Below are 17,255 nucleotides of genomic sequence, written 5' to 3' on the forward strand. Positions count from 1 at the left end.
CCGTTCGATCGACTATCAAGTGGTCGCCAGGTTGGCCGGCTGGTGTCCTCGCAGGTCAGACCGCACTTTTTCCGGGCCTCGGACGCTCTCAGCGCACTGGGTGACCCAAGTCTGTCCCATCGAGCGGTGGCGCTGCGGGTCCACTATGAGGGCCATAGCACCTCACCCGGCCTGTATCCGGCGCGCCAGGTAGCGGCATCGCGCTGGCGTTGGGTTGTGGTCGGCCCAGCCAGGCCACGCAGCACCCGCTCTCCGGTGCAGCCGCGCGTTTGCATGAGTTCGGCGAAGCTCATGCGGACGCGGTACTGCGATCCGAATAGGTGCTCGCGGCGCAGTGTTTCGGGCGCTGGCGCAGCGATCGGCACGCGGTCAGGCGCGGTGGCTGCGGTGGTCCTGCTGCGGAGGCGGTCGAGCAATCTGCGGCGGTGGCGGTTATCGGGCATCGGTCTCCCCCTCTCGCTGTCGGCGGCGGTACCGGTCGATCACTGCCAGCGCCGCCGCTTCTGCCTGGGCCAGTACCTCCTCCGGCACATCGGCGAACTCGTCATTGTCCGTGGTGTCCACGGTGTCTATTTGTGGCGCAACACGCTTCAGCTCAGCCCCGGCGTCAGGCTCAGCATCGTGGGAATCGGGGCTGCGCGCGCCAGACAGCGACGAAACTGAGGCGGGCGAGTAAGTGCCCGCACCGCCGGGGTTCTCGCGGTTCCTGGCCACACTCAGCCACTGGGCCAGCTCGCCCGCCGGGAGTCCACTGTGGCCGAGCACCGCCCGGCACAGATCGACGTGCACCGGCCAGAGCGGATCGGTCGGACCGTCGCACTGGCCGAACACCTCGCGGCACCGTTGTACCGCCCGGTCGGCCATTGTCGCGGCGGTCAGGGTCCCCTCGGACACCTCGGTCATCAGGACCGCCACCGCCTCGGCGGCTGCAACGTCGGGGACGGGACGTGCCGGGGCGGTCACCGGACCACCTCGCCGTCGATGACCACCGACGCGCGCGCCAGGGCCCCGGGCTGACTGCCATCGCTCACCGCAGCGGCGGCAGCAGAAACCTGGCGCAGCCACTCGGCGGTGGCCAGGGCCGGGGCGGTGTCCACGGACACGCTCACGTTCTGCGGTGCGTAATACCCCGCCGCCTTGGCCAGCTGGTCGTCCACGCGGTCGATCTCCCGAGACAGTTGCCCCACCGCCTGCGAGTCGTTGGCACCCTCGGCAACAGACAGTTGACGGCACAGCCGCGCCCGTAGCCGTCGCTTGCCGTCGACCCACTTGCGCCGCGCGATGCTGGACGGGTCCGGCGTCGTCTCGGCGAGATGGCGCTGGACGGCTTTCTGCGCTCCCGAGCGACCACGAAAGCCGAGGGCGTGGGCGATCTCGGCCCAGGTGTGCCCGTCGAGGTGCATCGAGTACGCCTGCTCGGCGCGGGCGCGGCTGTCGCGGTGTCGCATGACGGGGGCCATGTACCCATTATGTAGACAATCCGACGAAGCCGTCGCAACCAATGCTGTTGCGCGCGTTGACAATCCCGACAAAGGTGGGGAACTCGGCAATGGGTCGAGGGTGCCGCCGCCGTGCCCCATCAAGAGCACCACCGCCTCGGCAGCCCGCACCCCGGCACCGAGGGCGGAGTGTGTCGTGGTTGGTTGTCGTCGGTCCGCGACCGTCCACTGTCCGGCCCGTCCACGGGGCACCCTAAAGGGATGCCCGCTCCCGTGGACATTGGGGAAGGCGAAAGAGACAGGTGGAGACATTTTGGAAGTTCCCAGGTCAGTAAGCATTTTCAGACCTCATGGACGCGGGTGGACGGCGGTGGACAAGACTGGCGGTGTCTCCGGCTGTCCACGACACTCGAAACACAACCTGAACTGCGGCGTCGCTGATTTGTCTCGCGGTGACGGAGCAGCGTGGACAAGTTGTTGGAAAATCGCAGCTCGGTAAGCGTTTTCGCGGCCTCTCGTAAGGCGTTCACCTCGTTGCCCCGCTCGCGAGCTTCTCCACCTCGCCGGGGTCGGTCGGACGGTTGACCGACCACCGCCCCCACGCTTCGGCGAACGGCACGACGTGGCCACCGACCAGCCTGTGCGCGTCGGTCTTGGCCGTGTCGTCGGTTATGCGTCCCTCGGCCTTGCGCAGGCACAGCGCGGTGAGGATGGTCTCCACCGCCTCGGTGTAGGTCGGCGAGCCGACGACGGTCACACCGTCCCCGGCGTTCGTGGCGTTCTCGGTGAGGGCTCGCACGGCGAGCCGTTGTGTGCCCGCGACCCTGACGAGTTGCTTGCCGTCGTCGTGGAGTGCGGCCACCGCCTTATAGATCGCGCTTCGCGAGCCCAACCCCTGCTCGGTAGCGAACTTGACGATTTCGCTTCGGGTGAGCCCGTCTCCGCCACCGTGCTCGGCGACGAGGGCAAGGATTTCGGCCTGCGTGACGCTGAGACTCTGCTCCTCGTCCGGCTCATCGGTGTAGGGGTCAATCCCGGCCAGCACCAGCGTTGAACGCTGCAAGGCAGTGGCTTCGGGCATCAGCGGCTCGCCGACGGTGTGATCGGTGAGACGGAACTCATGGGTGCACCCGTCAGACCACTCCTTATGTTTGACGCAATTGATCTCGACCTTGCGGGACTTCTTGGCCTTCTTGCCCCCGCTGCGGGTCAGTAGCAGCGACGACCACACCGCCCCGTCCCACGCCGTTGTCCCCCGCGCCCGCTCGCCCCCGGCGGCAGTGTGGTGCACGACGAGAACCGCCGCGCCGGTCTGCTGGTTGATGTCGTCGGCGTTCGCGATGACCCGCCCGTGGTCGGTCGCCGAATTTTCCTCGACGCCAACGGTGCAACGTGCGCGGGTGTCGAACACGACCAGGGCCACACCGTGGCGCTTCACCACGTCGAGGACTTGGGCCATGTGCCCTTCGTCGCCCATCTGGACTGCACGCGGAGCGATGATGAACGTGTCCTCGATCGACTCGGGCGCAACCCTGTTGGCTTCGCACCATGCGAGGAGCCGGGCACGGATGCCTGAGGCACCCTCGGCAGCGACGTAAAGGACCGGCGCGCGCTCGGGCACCGCATGCCCGCACCACGTTCTGCCGGAGGCAATTGCAGCCGCCATGCTCACCGCCGCCATCGTTTTGCCTGCGCCGGGCTGTCCGTTGAGATCGGCGAGCTGGCCCCGTGGAAGAAAGCCCTCGATGAGCGGGCGCACCGCTTCGAGCTTGGCGAGCCCCGAGAGCGTCAAGACCTCGGCGTCGAGGTCGAGCGCGGGCACGCCGCCCGCCCGTGCGCGCGCGGTGATGCCGTCGTTGTACCGAATTCGCGCGATCGACAGTTCAGCGAGGGCGGCATTGCGCTCAGCCGCGGTCGCCTTCGTCATCGCCGCGATGACTTCGACCGGCACGCCGATGGGGCCGACCAGCTCGGCGGCAGTCATCACGTATTCGTGCTCGCGGAAGCTGTGCGGCTTCGGGTGCGACCAAGCTTTGCGATTGGCGTCATCGATCTGCTGCCTGCACTTCCCTGCGACCTCGGGTCCGGCAACCGCGTCAATTTCGCCGAGGGTGTAGGCAGTGCTGGCCGGAATTTTCCTGGCATTAAGAGCGTCGTCGGTCCGCTTCTTGCGGTCGAACCGGTCCCACCGCGCCCTCTTGAGCCGCTCCCCGATGAGATGCGGGTCATCGGTAATGGTGTCGGCGGCGAACTCGATGACCTGCGCGCGGGTGAAAATCACCTTGGGTCTGGCGGTGTGGACGACCGCAGTCGGCAGTGCGTCGAAGTCGAGGAACGCCATGCTGCTGGCGCCATCAGGCAAGTACATCGTGACGTCGTACTGGCGGCAGAACTTTCGCACCGCGTTCCATGTCTCGGCACCGAGCACGTCGGCGATGGGCGTTTCGGGATCGACGTTGAGCGCGTCGGCCCACTGCATGCCGCTGACCCATTCTGCTCGCGCGTCGGGGCCATCGCTGGGGGCGCCTGGCCCGCGCCCGTTGGTCGCCGATGGCGCGGCAGTTGTCGTAAAATCGGCCCTGTCGATGGGCATTCCTAGGTGTCCTCGTTTCGGTGATAGGTCGCCCCCGGTCCGGTGTCGTTGTCGGGCCGGGGCGCTCTACGTTTCGGATCTGTCAGTCCTCGCCCAGCACCCGCAGCAGGCTCGCCGATTTGACCCGAACGCGCTTCTCTCCCAACGTGATTGCGTCAAGCTCGCCTGCGTGGGTTAGCTGGTAGGCGTAAGCCCGACTGACGCCCAGCAGCAATGCGGCTTGTTCAACGCTGACGGTCGGGTGCACACGCAGGTAGTCGACGGTGACGGGTCCGCGCCGGATGACCGGGCACGCGGCCCCGCCCGGCGCGGCGGGGGACGTCGTGGTCGTGATGGTTGCCATGGCGTCCACTATGTGCCGAATCGTTGATAATTGCCACAGCATTCGGTTATCATTTATTTGTGCTCACCGATAACCCCGACATGGCCCGGAATGCCCGCGCAATCAAAGGCGACGTGATGACCGACGCCATCCGGCGTGTGACGGGCGAGCCCGGCAGCACCGACGGTCTGATCGAGATTCCGTTAGTAGGCCACCGCCACCGCTACCGCGTGCGGATCGACGGCAGCGGCGCTGCCCCTCGCCTCGTAGAGCTTCAACTCATCAGCGATGGCGACGTCGCCGAGATCGACCCCGACACGATCCGCCAGATTCCCGTCCGCCGGCTGGCCAAGGCGGCGGCTCGCTTCGTCAGCCTCAGCGAGCGCAGCATTGGCATTGCGGGCGATGAATACGACCCGACTAATCTGCTGCGCCCAGATCATGAGCCTGGGCGGCGAACGCTCGATGATGTGCATTACCGTCAGGTCGCCAATCTGCTGACGATGGCCCGTGAGTATGGCCTTTCACCGCGCGAATATGTCGCTGACCGGCTGAGCGCATCGCTGCCGACCGTTGACCGATGGATTAAGGAAGCCAAGCGACGTGGATACCTGCGCCGCGACTGGAGCACCACCACGACCGAGGACGACCAATGACCGACCACCCAGTCGCCGACACGCGCGAAGCCGAGCAGAGCAAGGCCAAGCGCACCCGACGCGCCGAGCCGATCAGCAAGCGCGTCGCGAAGAACGGCACGGTGAGCTACGAGTTCCGCGCCGACCTCGGGGCCAAGCCGGACGGCAGCCGCGACCGGAGGCGGTTCACTTACCGCACACTGGCCGAGGCCCGTAAAGAGCTGCGACGCATCACTTCCGAGGTGGCGGCGGGCATCTACAACCGCCCGACCCCGATGACCGTGGACGAGGCCTGCGACGAGTGGTTGGCCGGTCGGCGTGGCATCCGGCGCGTGACGCTCTACAGCTACGAAATGGACCTGAAGCCGGTACGCCGCTACCTCGGCGGCCGCAAGCTGCAACAGCTCACAAAGGCCGACAGCGACGCCCTGGTGCGGTGGATGCTGACTGAGGCGCGCACGTCGCCAAAACACTTTCGGGACGGCTCGCTGGCGAGCCAGGTGGTTGCGCTGGTGTCCAAGCACCCCGAGGGCATCGCCGCCGCCGAACTCGCCGCCGCGCTGCCCGGCGACGTGCACTCGGCCCTGTCCGCACTGTTGGCGACGCGACGGGTTACCCGCGTTCGGCGCGGTGTCTATGCACCCGCGCAGCCCGAGACCACCGCCGCCGCCGAGAAGCGCGGTCTCAGCCCCCAGACCGTCCGCTCGACGCTGACGACGTTCGGCGCGGTGGTCCAGAGCTACACCGATCAGGGTGTGTTGCCGCGCAACGTCATTGCATTGGTCGAGCGACCGAAGGACGCTCACACCGACGACGGCACTGAGCCCGTCGAGGAGTCGTGGACGCTGGCCGAGGTGGTCAGGTTTCGCGAGTCGGTGGCCGATCACCGCCTCTACGCCTGCTGGCTGCTGTCCTGCTACGGGATGCGCCGCTCGGAGGTGCTCGGGTTGCGCTGGAGCGCAGTCGATCTCGACACAGGCACCCTATCGGTCCGCCGAGGCCGTGTCGCCGTCGGCAACGAGGCTGTCGAGGGTGGACCGAAGTCGAGGCGCAGCCGTCGCGATCTACCGCTACCGGCGGACGTGACCGAGGCGTTGCGTGCACTCAGGACGGCACAAAAGCGTGAGGCGATGGCGGTTGGGGTTGCATGGTCGGATGACCGTCTGGTGGCCGTGCGTGAGGACGGCGAACCGCTGCGCCCTGAGTCCTACTCCGACGAGTTCCAGCGATTACGCTCGCGGGCGGGACTGCGGCGCATCAAACTGCACGGTCTGCGCCACACGGCAGGGTCGTTGATGCTCGACCAGGGTCAGCCTCCGCACATCGTCGCGGCCTGGCTCGGTCACGACCCGGCGGTGCTGCTGTCGATCTACGCGCACGCCAAGCCCGACGAGTTACGGGCCGTGGGTGCTTCACTATTTGGATGAGCCAGGGTGGTTGGTGCTAGCAACCCATTCGAATGTCGTCCCTCCGCGGGTTTCCACTTCCGGCCCGCTACGGTGGCGGCATACGCACTACCAATGGCATTACAACTGAGGCAGGGCAACAATGCTGACCCGACTTGAACTAGCGAATTTTAAGAGCTGGCGCGATACCGGGAGGATCGAGCTTGCGCCGGTCACTGCATTCTTCGGAGCCAATTCCTCGGGCAAAACAAGCATCCTGCAAAGCCTGCTCATGCTTCGCCAGACAGTAGAGAATCCCGATCGCAACCAGACGCTTGCCTTAAGCGGGCTCGCGGATCTGGGCACCTACCAGGACATCATTTATGGGCACCGGGAGGAGTCGCCACTCAGGCTATTTCTCAAGTGGCAGTCCGAAGAACCCGTCGAGGTATTCAACATCATCGAGCGGGCCCGCAAAAAGTCCTCAGTCGTGGAAGTAAGCAATGAGCTCTCTCTCAATGCGGAGATTGACATACGGTCGACCCAAGCCAACGTGAGGGAAATGACCTACGCAGTAGGAGACACTACGTTCAGCATGATCCGCAAAGCGGATAACGAGTATGAGCTGATGTCGAACCGATACGAATTCAAACGGACCCAGGGCCGCGCCTGGCCACTTCCCCATCCGAATAAATTCTACAGTTTCCCGGACCAAGTCCGCCTATACTATCAAAATGCCAGCTTCCTGAGTGAGATCGAATTCGGGTTCGAGACCGCTTGCCGAAATATTCGCTACCTCGGGCCGCTGCGAGAAGATCCACGACGAGAGTACATCTTCAGTGGGGGCGCGCCTCGCGACGTCGGCACTAGAGGTGAGCTGTCCATAAATGCACTAATTGCGTCACGAATATCGGAGCGGAAAATTTCGCGCGGGTGGACTGGCCCAAATCACAATCGCCGACTTCGCCGAATTCCAATCGAGCAAGTAATCGCCCAGTGGCTATCCGAACTCGGTCTTATATCTTCCTTTGAATTGGAATCCCTCGATGATCGCGGGACCCTGTACCGCGTCAGCGTTAGACAGCGTCCTAGGTCAACGCCGGTACTGCTCACAGATGTTGGTTTTGGAGTGAGCCAGGTGCTGCCCGTTCTCGTGCTCCTCGCATACGCCCAAAGCGGTGATACATTGATTCTTGAGCAGCCGGAGATACACCTGCACCCGGCAGTCCAGTCTGGTCTCGCGGACATCATTTTGGAGACGGCACTAACGCGCAACATCCAGGTGATTTTGGAGAGCCACAGCGAGCACTTACTCACCCGTCTTCAACGACGCATCGCGGAGTCCCACTTCGGCCATCACCTGCGCGTCAAGTCCACCGACGTCGCGCTGTATTTCTGCAAGCAGGTTGAAGGCGAGAGTACCCTCGATCAGCTAGAGGTCGATCTATTTGGAAATATTGCTAATTGGCCCGAGGAATTCTTCGGCGACCCGCTTGCTGACCGAATCGCCATGCTGGAGGCCGAGCGGCGCCGAAAGGCGGGGTCGAACGCGTGAAGCGTGTGGTCATCGACACCAATGTCCTGATTGTCGCTAATCGTGCAAGTGAACAGGCTGATGACGATTGCGAGTTGGAGGCGGCACGCACACTGTACGAAGCAATGAAGCAGCATATTGTTTTGATCGACACGCACACGCTCGCCACTTCTGAATACGAAACTTATTGCCGACGCTCTGGCCAACCAGGTGTCGGTGATCTCTTTTTCAAGTCTCTTCTGGACAATATTGCTAACGAGTCCCGCGTGTTGCGAGTTGAAATCGGCTCCGCGCCGGAAGAAATTGATGCGGCGATACCGCCGGTGCTGGCCAACTTCGATCCGAGTGACCGGAAGTGGATAGCGCTACACCTCGTGGGGTCAGCAGACGCAATCGTCAACGCCACAGACTCTGACTGGGCGCAGCGGAAGAGCGACCTGGAAACCGCAGGCGTTCGTGTGCTCGAACTATGCCCCCATTGCCTCAGCGACCGCAAGATTCGTCGGTCGAAGTCGGCGGGGTAGCGCCACGTCTAGCCACGCTTCCCTGGGGGACCTGCTAAGTCACCAAATTGCTGAAACCAACTTGGGACATTCTTGGGACACTCCATCCCAAGGACGAGGTAGCGCGACGTTGAGCCGTGCCCAGTTATGAAGGCTGACCTCGACGTTTGATGGTGGGCGCGGACGGTATCGAACCGCCGACCGCTGGTGTGTAAAACCAGAGCTCTACCACTGAGCTACGCGCCCGTGCCCGGGCAGGTTACACGGCGGGCGCCGGTGCAGGGAAATCCTGGTCAGGCTGACAGCGCGGCCAACGCCTCGGTCCAGACCCCCTGATCGCGCGCTTCACCAGGCTGCTTGCACTCGGCGAACCGGACGATCCCGGCGCGATCGATCACGAAGGTGCCGCGGTTGGCGACGCCGGCGTCGGCGTTGAACACCCCGTACTCCTGGGCGACCGCGCCGTGCGGCCAGAAATCGGACAGCACGGGGAACAGGAATCCGCTCTGCATCGCCCACACCTTGTGCGTCGGCGGCGGGCCGACAGAGATCGCCAGCGTCGCGGTCTCGTCGTTGGAGTAGACCGGCAGATGGTCACGAATGGCGTCAAGCTCACCCTGGCAGATGCCGGTGAACGCCAGCGGGAAGAACACCAGCAGCACGTTCTTGGCACCGCGGAAATCGCCGAGCGTGACGAACTGGCCGTTCTGGTCTTTCAGCGTGAAGTCAGGGGCGAGTGATCCAACCCCAACCGTCACGAGTGCCTCCCGGCCGCCTTCGACTTCGGCTGCACCAACCGGCTTGCGCTCCAGTCCCCCAGATTGGCCGAGGAGGTCTGCATCAATCCCGCGGTCGGCGCCGATTCGGCGATCTCAGCGGGAAGCACGTGCCCGGGCTTGCCGGTCTTGGGTGTCAACACCCAGATAATGCCATCGTCGGCCAGCGGCGCTATTGCGTCCATGAGCCGATCTACCAGGTCACCGTCACCGTCGCGCCACCACAGCAGCACCACGTCGACGACCTCGTCAGCATCCTCGTCGAGCAGTTCCCCGCCACTGGCATCCTCGACGTCGGCGCGAATATCGTCGTCGCTGTCCTCGTCCCAGCCCAGTTCCTGCACGACCTGATCTTTTTGAACACCCAACTTCTGGGCGTAACCCGGGGGGCCACCCTCCGCGACCACCGTCGGAACCTCCTTCAATTCAGGGTCGGCTGTCTAGGCCTATCGTCGCACGACAGCGATGAATACTCGCTGTGCGGTAGGAATCAATACGTCGCGTCGCACAAGCTCAGCGCATTCGACCTGGTGTCGTTGAGGTCTTGGATCGTCTTGTTGAACTCTCCAGGGCCTGCGTGCGCCAGGATTGCCTTGGCTGTCGCGCGCGCACCGTCGACCCAGTCCTTGAACGCTGCTTTCAGCTCAGTCGGGATCGCGTCGGTGACACTGGCGGCGACGGCATCGGCGCTTTTGTTGAGCGAATCCACCGCCGGACCCTCGGTGCCCGACACATCGGTGGCACCCGAGTTGAAGGCGCTGACGTAGGCATTCACCGCGTCGATCGCCGCAGCGCTGGAGGTGGACAGGGTCTCGCAGGTGTCGTGCATGGCCTGCGTGGTCAGCGACGCCTGACGTTCGGACTCTCGAGCGCTGGAAGAGGCCGCCGACTGCGAGATCGACACCGCCATCGAGGTTCGGTAGGCCGGTGCTTCGCCGGCATTGACCCCCGCGTGGCCCCCCGTGACGGAGGTGCAGCCGACGATGCCGGCAGTCACTGCCGCAGCGCAGCCGACCAGCATTCCGCCGATCCGCAGCCCCCGGGCAGTTCTGATCAGCACAGCCCGGAGGTTACCGGGTGACAGCCATGCTCGGCGCGCTGCGAGAAATTCACCGGTCCCCCGACGTTCCCTACTCGTCGGTACCCCCTCAAGTGCGGCACGATAGGGGGCAGAGGGTGCAAAACCTGCGCCAGCTACTAAGGAGCTGAAGTTGACCACCGAGTTCGCGCGCCACGATCTGGCCCAAAACTCAAGCAGTCAAGGCGATTCCGATCGAGTACGGGTGATCCGCGAGGGTGTCGCGTCGTATCTGCCCGATATCGACGGTGAAGAAACCGCGGAGTGGCTGGAGTCGTTCGACGACCTTCTAGCCCGCTCGGGGCCGGCCCGGGCGCGCTATCTGATGCTGCGCCTGCTGGAGCGCGCCGGTGAACAGCGCGTCGCGATCCCCGCGCTGACCTCGACCGACTACGTCAACACCATTCCCACCGAGCTGGAGCCCTGGTTCCCCGGGGACGAGGACGTCGAGCGCCGCTACCGAGCCTGGATCAGGTGGAACGCCGCGATCATGGTGCACCGCGCGCAACGCCCCGGCGTCGGCGTGGGCGGCCACATCTCCACCTATGCGTCCTCGGCCGCGCTCTACGAGGTCGGCTTCAACCACTTCTTCCGCGGCAAGGCCCACCCGGGCGGCGGCGACCAGGTCTTCATCCAGGGTCACGCCTCCCCCGGCATCTACGCCCGCGCCTTCCTCGAAGGCCGGCTCAGTGCCGACCAACTCGACGGCTTTCGCCAGGAGCACAGCCATCCCGGCGGCGGGCTGCCGTCCTACCCACACCCGCGGCTGATGCCCGACTTCTGGGAGTTCCCCACGGTGTCGATGGGCCTGGGTCCGATGAACGCGATCTATCAGGCGCGGTTCAACCACTACCTGCACGACCGCGGCATCAAGGACACCTCCGATCAACACGTGTGGGCGTTCCTCGGCGACGGCGAGATGGACGAGCCGGAAAGCCGCGGCCTGATCCAGGTCGCCGCCAACGAGGGCCTGGACAACCTGACCTTCGTGGTCAACTGCAACCTGCAGCGCCTGGACGGACCGGTGCGCGGCAACGGCAAGATCATCCAGGAACTCGAATCCTTCTTCCGCGGCGCGGGCTGGAACGTCATCAAGGTGGTCTGGGGCCGCGAGTGGGACACGCTGCTGCATGCCGACAAGGACGGCGCGTTGGTGAACCTGATGAACACCACGCCCGACGGCGACTACCAGACCTATAAGGCCAACGACGGCGCCTACGTGCGCGACCATTTCTTCGGCCGCGACCCGCGCACCAAGGCCCTGGTGGCCGACATGAGCGACAGCGAGATCTGGAACCTCAAGCGCGGCGGCCACGACTACCGCAAGGTCTATGCCGCCTACCGGGCCGCGATGGAGCACAAGGGCCAGCCCACGGTGATCCTGGCCAAGACCATCAAGGGCTACTCGCTGGGCGCTCATTTCCAGGGGCGCAACGCCACGCACCAGATGAAAAAGCTTGCATTGCAGGATCTCCGGGACTTCCGCGACGCCATCCGCATCCCGGTCAGCGACGCCCAGCTCGAGGAGAACCCGTACCTGCCGCCGTACTACCACCCCGGCCCGGAGGCGCCCGAAATCCGCTACCTGATCGACCGGCGCCGAGCGCTCGGCGGCTTCCTGCCCGAGCGGCGCGTCAAGGCCAAGGTGCTGACCCTGCCGCCGCGCGACGTGTACAAGGCACTGAAGAAGGGGTCCGGCCAGCAGCAGGTCGCGACCACTATGGCCACCGTGCGCACGTTCAAAGAACTGTTGCGGGACAAGAATATTGGGTCCCGGATCGTGCCGATCATCCCCGACGAGGCACGCACATTCGGCATGGACTCCTGGTTCCCGAGCCTGAAGATCTACAACCGCAACGGCCAGCTCTACACCGCCGTCGACGCCGAATTGATGCTGGCCTACAAGGAAAGTGAAATCGGGCAGATCCTGCACGAGGGCATCAACGAGGCCGGGTCGACGGCGTCGTTCACCGCGGTCGGCACCTCGTATTCGACGCACAACGAACCGATGATCCCGATTTACATCTTCTATTCGATGTTCGGGTTCCAGCGCACCGGCGACGGGCTGTGGGCAGCCGGCGACCAGATGGCCCGCGGCTTCGTCCTCGGCGCGACGGCCGGGCGCACCACGCTGACCGGTGAGGGCCTGCAGCACGCCGACGGTCATTCGCTGCTGCTGGCGTCGACCAACCCGGCGGTGGTGGCTTACGACCCGGCGTTCGCCTACGAGATCGCCTACATCGTGGAGAGCGGTCTGGCACGGATGTACGGCGAGAACCCGGAGAACATCTTCTTCTACGTCACCATCTACAACGAGCCCTATGCCCAGCCGGCGGAACCGGCGGACTTCGACCCCGAAGGGCTCCTGCGGGGCATCTACCGATACCGGAAAGCGCAACAATCCCGATCCAATGTCGCGCAGATCCTGGCCTCGGGAGTGTCGATGCCTGAGGCACTGCGCGCGGCCGACCTGCTGGCCGAGCGGTGGGACGTCGCCGCCGACGTCTGGTCGGTGACCAGCTGGGGTGAGCTCAACCGCGACGGCGTGGCCGTGGAGAAGGAACGGCTGCGCCACCCCGACCGCCCGGCCCGGGTGCCCTACGTGACGCAGGCGCTGGGCGACACCGCCGGCCCGGCGGTCGCGGTATCGGACTGGATGCGCGCGGTGCCCGAGCAGATCCGGGCGTGGGTGCCCAACACCTACGTCACGCTGGGCACCGACGGGTTCGGCTTCTCCGACACCCGGCCCGCGGCTCGCCGCTACTTCAACACCGACGCGGAGTCGGTCGTGGTGGCGGTGCTCGAGGCGCTGGCCCGTGACGGCGAGATCGATCCGTCGGTGGCGATCGCCGCGGCGCAGGAGTACCAGATCGACGACGTGTCGGCCGCCAAGGTCTCCTATGTCGACACCGGGAGCGCCTAGGCGCGCTGTTCACCGCCAATCGGCAAATTTGGCGGGAACATCCAGAAATCCGGCGTAGATTTTAGGGGTGATCGACAACACGCCGCTTGAGCCGCCGCGGTCGCCCCTGCAGTTACTCGAGACCGTGCCGGAGTCGACGCTGCGTCGGCTCAAGCAGCACTCCGGCCGCCTGGCCAGCGAGGCAGTGGCGGCCATGACCGAGCACCTGCCGTTTTTCGGCGAATTGGAGGCTTCCCAACGCGCCAGCGTGCAACTGGTGCTGCAAACCGCGGTGGTCAACTTCGCAGAATGGGTGCGTAACCCGCTGAGCAACGTCGGCTACACCGCCGAGGCATTCGCGCTGGTCCCCCAGGAGCTGACCCGCCGCATCGCACTGGCGCAGACCGTAGACATGGTGCGGGTGAGTATGGAGTACTTCGAGGCGGCCTTGCCCTCGCTGGGGCGCAATGAGGAGCAGCGCGTCGCCCTGTCGGTCGGCATCCTGCGCTACAGCCGCGACCTGGCCTTCGCCGCGGCGTCTTCCTACGCCGACGCCGCTGAGGCTCGCGGCGCCTGGGACAGCCGGATGGAGGCAAGCGTCGTCGACGCCGTCGTCCGTGGCGATACCGGGCAGGAACTGCTGTCCCGGGCCGCCGCACTGAACTGGGACACCACCGCCCCCGCGACGGTGGTGGTGGGCACACCGCCGGCCGGGCGGGAGCAACTAGCCAGCGAGGATGTCCGCGAGATCGCCGCACGGCACGGCCGGGGGGCGCTGGCCGACGTGCACGGCACCTGGCTCATCGGCATCATTTCCGGCCCGGTCGGGCCGACCGACCGGTTCTTCACCGATCTGATCAACGCCTTCGCCGACAGTCCGGTGGTGATCGGACCGACCGCACCCATGCTCAGCGCGGCCCACCACAGCGCCAGCGAGGCGATATCGGGGATGAACGCCGTCGCCGGCTGGACCGGCGCCCCCCGACCGGTCCTGGCCCGAGAGCTGTTGCCGGAGCGCGCACTTCTGGGCGATCCCTCCGCAATCACCGCGTTGCACACCGAGATCATGCGACCGCTGGCCGATGCCGGACCGGCGCTCACCGAGACCTTGGACGCCTATCTCGACAGCGGCGGCGCGATCGAAGCTTGCGCCAGAAAATTGTTCGTTCATCCAAATACGGTCCGCTACCGCCTGAGGCGGATCACCGACTTCACCGGGCGTGATCCCACTGTGCCGCGCGATGCGTATGTCCTGCGCGTGGCGTCTACCGTGGCCCGCCTGGGTTACCCAGCGCCCACCCACACCACGGCAAACAGTTCTGTTGCCCAGCTCACACCGCCATTGGTCGGCACCGTGGGGGTCAATTAAGTCCGCAGGTAGATCGCGGCAAGGTATCAACGGAGTCGCATCACATGCACTTTTGTGGAGACCCCACAAAAACATAAGACAAGGTTCATAATCTCTTACACCGTGCAAATCCGGTTTCACAATGTTCTCTTAAAGAGTGGCTCCTCAACCCGTGATCGCAGTGCTGGCTCCAGGCCAGGGATCCCAGACCCCCGGCATGCTCGCCGAATGGCTCGAGCTGCCTGGTGCCGCCGATCAGATCAAGACCTGGTCTGACATTGCCGGCCTGGACCTGGCCCGATTGGGCACCACCGCGACCGCCGATGAGATCACCGACACCGCGGTCACTCAGCCCCTGGTCGTGGCGGCCACCCTGCTCGCCAACGGCGAACTGGTCAAGCGCGGCGTGCTGGCCGGCAAGAAGACCGTCGTCGCAGGCCACTCGGTCGGCGAGATCGCGGCCTACGCCATCGCCGGCGTCATCTCAGCCGACGACGCGGTGAAACTCGCCGCCGTTCGCGGTGCCGAGATGGCCAAGGCCTGCGCCATCGAGCCGACCGGCATGTCGGCCGTCCTGGGCGGCGACGAGTCCGAAGTATTGGAAGCGCTGGCACGTCTGGACCTGGTTCCCGCCAACCGCAACGCCGCCGGCCAGATCGTGGCCGCCGGAGCGGTCGCCGCCCTGGAGAAGCTGGCCGAGGATCCGCCGGCCAAGGCCCGGGTGCGCCAGCTGGCCACCGCCGGCGCCTTCCACACGCACTACATGGCCTCCGCGCTCGACGGCTATGCCGCCGCAGCCGCCGAGGTCGTCACCGGCGAGCCCACCACCACGCTGTTGAGCAACGCCGACGGCCAGCCGGTATCTTCGGCAGCGGACGCGATGGAGAAGCTCGTCGCCCAATTGACCCGCCCGGTGCGCTGGGATTTGTGCACCGAAACCATGCGGACGCTCTTTGAGAATGCAGAGGGCTCGGCGATCGTGGAATTCCCACCAGCGGGAACTCTGGCCGGGATCGCCAAACGAGAACTTCGGGGCGTCGCGACGCGCGCTATCAAGACACCCGCAGATCTGGACGGACTCTCCGAGCTCTGAGGAGCCGGCCCGTCCAGAACAACCACATATAAAGCGTTTCATCAAGTCACACAACAAATTACGAAGGAGCCATTGTGCCCGCCTCTCAGGATGAAATCATCGCCGGCCTCGCCGAGATCATCGAAGAAGTCACCGGTATCGAGCCTTCCGAGGTCACCCCGGAGAAGTCGTTCGTCGACGATCTGGACATCGACTCGCTGTCGATGGTGGAGATCGCCGTGCAGACCGAGGACAAGTACGGCGTGAAGATCCCCGACGAGGACCTCGCCGGTCTGCGCACCGTCGGTGACGTCGTCTCCTACATCCAGAAGCTCGAAGAAGAGAACCCCGAGGCTGCTGCCGCCCTGCGCGAGAAGTTCGCTGGCGAATGACCAGGCCTTCCACTGCTAACGGCGGTTTCCCCAACGTAGTCGTGACCGCCGTCACGGCGACCACATCGCTTGCGGGCGACATCGAGAGCACGTGGAAGGGTCTGCTGGCAGGCGAAAGTGGCATCCGCGTACTCGAAGACGATTTCGTCACCAAGTGGGACCTCCAGGTCAAGATCGGCGGGCACCTCAAGGAGCCCCTCGACCCACAGATGGGTCGACTGGATATGCGGCGCATGTCGTATGTCCAGCGGATGTCGAAGTTCCTCGGTAACCAGCTTTGGGAGACCGCGGGCAGCCCTGAGGTCGACCCCGACCGGTTCTCGGTAGTCATCGGGACCGGGCTGGGTGGTGGCGAGAAGATCGTCGAGATGTACGACGCGATGAACGAGGGCGGCCCCCGCAAGGTGTCCCCGCTCGCCGTTCAGATGGTCATGCCGAACGGTGCCGCCGCGGTGGTCGGTCTCGAGTTGGGCGCGCGCGCCGGGGTCATCACCCCGGTGTCGGCCTGCTCGTCCGGTTCGGAGGGCATCGCTCACGCGTGGCGACAGATCGTCATGGGTGACGCCGATATCGCGGTCTGCGGCGGCGTCGAGGGCACCATCGAGGCGCTGCCGATCGCGGCGTTCTCGATGATGCGTGCCATGTCGACCCGCAACGACGACCCCGAGGGCGCGTCGCGTCCGTTCGACAAGAACCGCGACGGATTCGTATTCGGCGAGGCGGGTGCGCTCATGGTCATCGAGACCGAGGAGCACGCGTTGGCACGTGGTGCCAAGCCGCTTGCCCGTCTGCTCGGTGCGGGTATCTCTTCGGACGCCTACCACATGGTGGCGCCCGCACCCGACGGCCTGCGGGCCGGCCACGCGATGAAGCGTGCGATGGAGACGGCGGGGTTGTCGCCCAAGGACATCAACCACGTCAACGCCCATGCCACGTCGACGTCGATCGGCGACATCGCCGAAGCCAACGCCATCCGGGTGGCTGGTGTGGAGCATGCAGCGGTGTACGCACCGAAGTCTGCTTTGGGCCACTCGATCGGTGCGGTCGGCGCGTTGGAGTCGATCCTCACGGTGCTGGCTCTGCGTGACGGCGTCATCCCGCCGACCCTCAATTACGAGACACCTGATCCGGAGATCGATCTGGATGTCGTCGCGGGCGAACCGCGTTATGGCGATTACCAGTACGCGATCAACAACTCATTCGGATTTGGCGGACACAACGTAGCGCTGGCGTTTGGGCGCTACTGACACCGATCCGGGGGGAAAGGACTGGCAGG

General features: G+C 65.2%; 16 protein-coding genes and 1 tRNA gene. 9 read left to right on the forward strand and 8 right to left on the reverse strand.

Annotation, left to right across the window (positions count from 1 at the left end; genetic code table 11):
- Window positions 1-432: 432 nt before the first annotated feature.
- From G6N38_RS29930 to G6N38_RS29945, 4 genes are all read right to left on the reverse strand, one after another.
- Entirely contained in the window at window positions 433-963 is a 531-nt protein-coding gene (locus G6N38_RS29930; protein WP_163751678.1) for a hypothetical protein, read from the reverse strand.
- Complete coding sequence (locus tag G6N38_RS29935) at window positions 960-1,460, reverse strand: hypothetical protein (RefSeq protein ID WP_163751679.1); 501 nt, start codon at window positions 1,458-1,460, stop codon at window positions 960-962. The genes G6N38_RS29930 and G6N38_RS29935 overlap by 4 nt, the downstream gene beginning before the upstream one ends.
- Window positions 1,461-1,965: 505 nt before the next feature.
- Window positions 1,966-4,032, reverse strand: coding sequence for an AAA family ATPase (locus G6N38_RS29940; RefSeq protein WP_163751680.1), 2,067 nt, complete (start codon window positions 4,030-4,032; stop codon window positions 1,966-1,968).
- Window positions 4,033-4,114: 82 nt separating this feature from the next.
- Complete coding sequence (locus G6N38_RS29945) at window positions 4,115-4,375, reverse strand: helix-turn-helix domain-containing protein (protein ID WP_163751681.1); 261 nt, start codon at window positions 4,373-4,375, stop codon at window positions 4,115-4,117.
- A gap of 59 nt (window positions 4,376-4,434) precedes the next feature.
- Between G6N38_RS29945 and G6N38_RS29950 the strand changes: the two genes are divergently transcribed.
- The 4 genes from G6N38_RS29950 to G6N38_RS29965 all read left to right on the forward strand — a co-directional run bounded on the left by G6N38_RS29950 (window position 4,435) and on the right by G6N38_RS29965 (window position 8,432).
- Window positions 4,435-5,010 (forward strand): hypothetical protein, encoded by a 576-nt coding sequence (locus G6N38_RS29950; RefSeq protein WP_163751682.1) that lies wholly within the window; start codon window positions 4,435-4,437, stop codon window positions 5,008-5,010.
- Window positions 5,007-6,416, forward strand: coding sequence for a tyrosine-type recombinase/integrase (locus G6N38_RS29955; protein WP_163751683.1), 1,410 nt, complete (start codon window positions 5,007-5,009; stop codon window positions 6,414-6,416). Before G6N38_RS29950 ends, G6N38_RS29955 begins: the two co-directional genes overlap by 4 nt.
- Before the next feature lie 121 nt (window positions 6,417-6,537).
- The gene (locus tag G6N38_RS29960; protein ID WP_163751684.1) at window positions 6,538-7,929 is read left to right on the forward strand and encodes a DUF3696 domain-containing protein; all 1,392 of its coding nucleotides are present in this window, start codon (window positions 6,538-6,540) and stop codon (window positions 7,927-7,929) included.
- A complete protein-coding gene (locus G6N38_RS29965) occupies window positions 7,926-8,432 on the forward strand; it encodes a PIN domain-containing protein (RefSeq protein WP_163751685.1) in 507 nt (168 codons plus the stop codon). Before G6N38_RS29960 ends, G6N38_RS29965 begins: the two co-directional genes overlap by 4 nt.
- A gap of 150 nt (window positions 8,433-8,582) precedes the next feature.
- On the opposite strand, the gene G6N38_RS29970 is transcribed toward G6N38_RS29965, so the two are convergent.
- The 4 genes from G6N38_RS29970 to G6N38_RS29985 form a co-directional block, all read right to left on the reverse strand.
- A tRNA-Val gene (locus G6N38_RS29970) sits at window positions 8,583-8,657 on the reverse strand.
- 47 nt (window positions 8,658-8,704) lie between these two features.
- Window positions 8,705-9,169, reverse strand: a complete 465-nt coding sequence (locus G6N38_RS29975; RefSeq protein WP_163751686.1) for a peroxiredoxin — start codon at window positions 9,167-9,169, stop codon at window positions 8,705-8,707.
- Window positions 9,166-9,594: a DUF3052 domain-containing protein gene (locus tag G6N38_RS29980; protein WP_163751687.1), complete on the reverse strand. Its 429-nt coding sequence runs from the start codon at window positions 9,592-9,594 to the stop codon at window positions 9,166-9,168. Before G6N38_RS29980 ends, G6N38_RS29975 begins: the two co-directional genes overlap by 4 nt.
- Window positions 9,595-9,677: 83 nt before the next feature.
- Window positions 9,678-10,247 (reverse strand): Rv2240c family protein, encoded by a 570-nt coding sequence (locus tag G6N38_RS29985; protein ID WP_246227536.1) that lies wholly within the window; start codon window positions 10,245-10,247, stop codon window positions 9,678-9,680.
- Between the two features lie 151 nt (window positions 10,248-10,398).
- Between G6N38_RS29985 and aceE the strand changes: the two genes are divergently transcribed.
- The 5 genes from aceE (at window position 10,399) to kasA (ending at window position 17,226) form a co-directional block, all read left to right on the forward strand.
- A complete protein-coding gene (gene aceE / locus G6N38_RS29990) occupies window positions 10,399-13,188 on the forward strand; it encodes a pyruvate dehydrogenase (acetyl-transferring), homodimeric type (RefSeq protein WP_163751688.1) in 2,790 nt (929 codons plus the stop codon).
- A 67-nt stretch (window positions 13,189-13,255) separates the two neighbouring features.
- Window positions 13,256-14,536: a PucR family transcriptional regulator gene (locus tag G6N38_RS29995; protein WP_163751689.1), complete on the forward strand. Its 1,281-nt coding sequence runs from the start codon at window positions 13,256-13,258 to the stop codon at window positions 14,534-14,536.
- Window positions 14,537-14,687: 151 nt separating this feature from the next.
- Window positions 14,688-15,608: an ACP S-malonyltransferase gene (locus G6N38_RS30000; protein ID WP_163752611.1), complete on the forward strand. Its 921-nt coding sequence runs from the start codon at window positions 14,688-14,690 to the stop codon at window positions 15,606-15,608.
- A gap of 74 nt (window positions 15,609-15,682) precedes the next feature.
- Window positions 15,683-15,979, forward strand: a complete 297-nt coding sequence (gene acpM / locus G6N38_RS30005) for a meromycolate extension acyl carrier protein AcpM (protein ID WP_005144687.1) — start codon at window positions 15,683-15,685, stop codon at window positions 15,977-15,979.
- Complete coding sequence (gene kasA / locus G6N38_RS30010; RefSeq protein ID WP_163751690.1) at window positions 15,976-17,226, forward strand: 3-oxoacyl-ACP synthase KasA; 1,251 nt, start codon at window positions 15,976-15,978, stop codon at window positions 17,224-17,226. The genes acpM and kasA overlap by 4 nt, the downstream gene beginning before the upstream one ends.
- Window positions 17,227-17,255 lie beyond the last annotated feature (29 nt).

The sequence above is a fragment of the Mycolicibacterium helvum genome (assembly GCF_010731895.1).
In the GTDB taxonomy this organism is placed as follows: domain Bacteria; phylum Actinomycetota; class Actinomycetes; order Mycobacteriales; family Mycobacteriaceae; genus Mycobacterium; species Mycobacterium helvum.